Source organism: Methylocucumis oryzae (assembly GCF_000963695.1).
GTDB classification, from domain to species: domain Bacteria; phylum Pseudomonadota; class Gammaproteobacteria; order Methylococcales; family Methylomonadaceae; genus Methylovulum; species Methylovulum oryzae.
This window is the reverse complement of sequence record NZ_LAJX01000350.1, coordinates 1-3297: the sequence shown is the minus strand read 5'-3', so window position 1 is coordinate 3297 and position 3297 is coordinate 1. Positions and strand designations below refer to the sequence as shown.

Annotated in this window: 2 protein-coding genes and 2 pseudogenes; all 4 read left to right on the top strand. The window is 52.2% G+C overall.

The features are described 5' to 3' along the window. Nucleotides 1-21: 21 nt before the first annotated feature. Nucleotides 22-815 (top strand): annotated as a pseudogene (locus VZ94_RS27490) (tryptophan halogenase family protein). Nucleotides 816-1076: 261 nt separating this feature from the next. Continuing rightward, the gene (locus VZ94_RS23995; protein ID WP_052700830.1) at nucleotides 1077-1877 is read left to right on the top strand and encodes a TonB-dependent receptor; all 801 of its coding nucleotides are present in this window, start codon (nucleotides 1077-1079) and stop codon (nucleotides 1875-1877) included. 46 nt (nucleotides 1878-1923) lie between these two features. Beyond that, nucleotides 1924-2076: pseudogene (locus tag VZ94_RS33425) on the top strand (hypothetical protein); the annotation flags it as partial. A gap of 191 nt (nucleotides 2077-2267) precedes the next feature. Continuing rightward, nucleotides 2268-3297 (top strand): TonB-dependent receptor domain-containing protein (locus tag VZ94_RS23990; protein ID WP_192828700.1); only part of this gene is annotated, 1030 nt, incomplete at its 3' end.

The window sequence follows — 3297 nt, the reverse complement described above, 5'->3', positions numbered from 1 at the left end:
TTGTTTATCGACTGCTCTGGCATGCGTGGCCTTTTGATAGGCGATGCGATGGGAGTTGAATATATTGATTGGAGTCAATGGCTTCTATGCAATCGCGCATTGGCAGTACCGTGTGAAAATGCGCCCGAACTAACGCCCTACACCCGCTCGACGGCGCACGGAAGCGGCTGGCAATGGCGAATTCCGCTTCAGCACAGAATTGGCAACGGCTTGGTCTATTCATCCGAACATTTGTCCGATGATCAAGCGACGGCAATATTGTTGAACAATCTGGACGTGCACCATTAAAAGATCCCATGCCAGTGCATTTCCGGCCAGGTCGGCGCCAGAAGGCGTGGAGCGGGAATGTTGTAGCCATCGGTTTGTCGGCAGGCTTTCTCGAGCCGCTTGAATCGACGTCAATCCATTTGATCCAGACAGGGATTTTCCGGCTCATCGGGTTATTTCCAGGCCATGGTTTTGATAAGGCTGATATCGAAGAATTTAATCGGCAAACGCTGTTCGAATATGAAGACATTCGCGACTTCATCATTGCCCACTACAAGGTAACGAATAGGGAAGACACGCCTTTCTGGTCATACCTGAAGCATATGCAAGTGCCTGATAGTTTGTCGCAAAGGCTGGCTCTATTTGAATCAAGTGCCCGTTTTTTCCAACATGGCAAGGCCGAGCTGTTCCGAGAGGAGAGCTGGGTGCAGGTATTGATCGGACAGGGCATCCAAGCAAAGGCCGATCCAATGGTCGATCTAATTCCGGCTGCAGATGCGATCGCATTTCTGCGCGACATAGAAGAAGTGATTGCCGACAATTGTTGACCGTCTTATGTCGCATTCGAATTACATCGAGCACAAGCTAAATCCGCCAAGGCCCATTCAACCCGACGTCCGCTTCGGACCGGTGAGCGGCGGCGCGGGGGCGAGCACCTTAACCAACTGAAACCATCACTTCAGGTGCAGGTTCTTGAAAGATATTGTAACCGGTTACAGTTGCCGATAATAGGCAAGCTGGCTTCAAGCCGATTCGGAATCTGGTTTCATTAATCCGGCAAAGACCCGGACGATTACAAGGAGAGGGATGTGGGGGAAAAGGGACGCTCAGGACGCCGTCTATTGACGGCGACGATATCCACGACAGCTATCGCAATGGCACTGGTAGTTGCGCAACCGGTCTATGCGCAATCAGATACTGCGACACTACAAGGCCATGTAGACGGCGCGACCACGGGAACCGTCGTTGTAATCACTGATACACATACCGGCCAAAAACAGACGGCAAAACTGGATTCCGAGGGCAATTACGAAGTTTTTGGCTTGCGTCCATCCACCTATCGGGTAGAAGTTGCGGGGAAGGACCCGCAAGAGACGGTCTTGCTGATCGGCCAGACGTCCACCGTTGATTTTACAGACTCAGCGGGAACAATTGTGGTGACGGGGACAAAATCGGTTACCGAGGTTAGAACTCAGGCAATCACGACAAACGTGACACCGGCGCAGATCGAAAATCTACCACAGAACAAACGCAACTTCCTGGCCTTTGCTGAGCTGGCTCCCGGCGTTGCCGTAAGCCGGGGTGGGAACGCACAGTTGCAGGCTGGATCGACAGATTCCTCGCAAACCAACGTCTTCCTCGATGGAATGAGCCTGAAGAATCCCATCAATCATGGCGGCGTGTTCGGCCAGAATTTTGGCCTTGGTAATCCGTTCCCCCAAAATGCGATCCAGGAATATAAGATCGAAACCCAGAATTTCGGGGCTGAAACTGGTCAGACGGGTTCGGCTGTCGTTACCGCTGTCACGAAAACCGGCGGTGACGAGTTCCACGGCTCTGCGTTTATTCAGTTCCAACCCAAATGGCTGATCGAACAACCATTTTTTTGACAAGAAGAACAGTGTTCCGAAGCCTTCGTACAACCGCAAGCAATTTGGCGGTGAGCTCGGCGGCCCTATCATACCGGGTAAGCTGCATTTCTACGTTGCAGGCGAAGGCACAATTCAGAACCTGCCAGGCATTACAGGGAATGTAACCACGCCAATTCCGCAAAATCTGGCCAGCCTGATTAAACGTAACGCACAATAATGATTTCAAGCAGGGTTTGTATTTCGGAAAGCTGACTCTATTTGGCAGCGAAACGGAAACATTCGATGTTTCCGCATTCATACGGCGGGAAAACAATCTGTCGGACATCGAAGGAAATGCGACGCCCAGCCATGGCCGCACGATCAAGACTCATCAGGACAGGTTCCAGTTCAGTTGGCGTCATACAGGCGATGACTTTTTTCAACACTTTCAACATCGCCTATGACAAAGGCGAGCAATCAACTCCCAGCGTCGGCACTGGTCCGGAGTTCCGTCTGTCCAGCGGCACGAATTTCGACACAATCGCTCAAGCTGGCGCACATTTTTTTGAACAAGGCGACAACAGCGAGATCTGGACGATCAAAAATGACATGATCTGGCGACGCGGCGACCATACGATCAAGGCGGGCGCCCAGATCGCATTCATGGACTTGTCACGCACGGTCAATGAACATTTCAATGGAACCTATTTCTATGTCAATCCGGGCGCGGTTCCCAGTTTCGATCCATTGACCGCGACGCCTTATGGTGCTCGTATCAACCTCGCCCCAAGCCCGACATTGAGCGCGCAGAACAAGCAGCTTGGCTTCTATATTCAGGATACATGGCGCCCAAATGATCATTTGACCGTCAATCTGGGATTGCGCTGGGATTATGAGTCAAATGGCTTGAACAACAAATATGTGACTCCTGCGGGCATCGCATCGGCGTTACGTGCCTACCCCGGCTGGGCCGCTCGTGGCATCGATCCCAATGATTACATTTCGACTGGCAACAACCGTAAGCCGCAAAAGGACCGAATTCAGCCGCGCTTCGGTATCGCCTACGATGTTCATGGTGACCGCGATCTCGTCTTCTTTGCTGGAGCGGGACGGTATTATGACCGCAGCCTGTTCATTCGTGGCGTCATTGAATCGCTGGCTAACTCGAACAAGGTGGTCAATGTCCCATTCTGCTCCGCTACCGTCACAACTGGCTGCGTTAACTTCAATGCCAGCATGCGGGATCCCGAAGCGGTGCGCGCTGCCGCAACGGGCCTTTTCCCGGGCGGTGGCAATGTTTTTGTCATCAAGAACGATCTGAAAGCGCCATATTCTGACCAGTTTAATATCGGCGTGCGCAAGCAACTCGGCGATGTTCAGGCAGAACTGACCCTGAGCCATGTCCGCTCGCACAACATATCGATGTTTGTGCGCTCAAATTTCTTCGAGAATGGCTGGT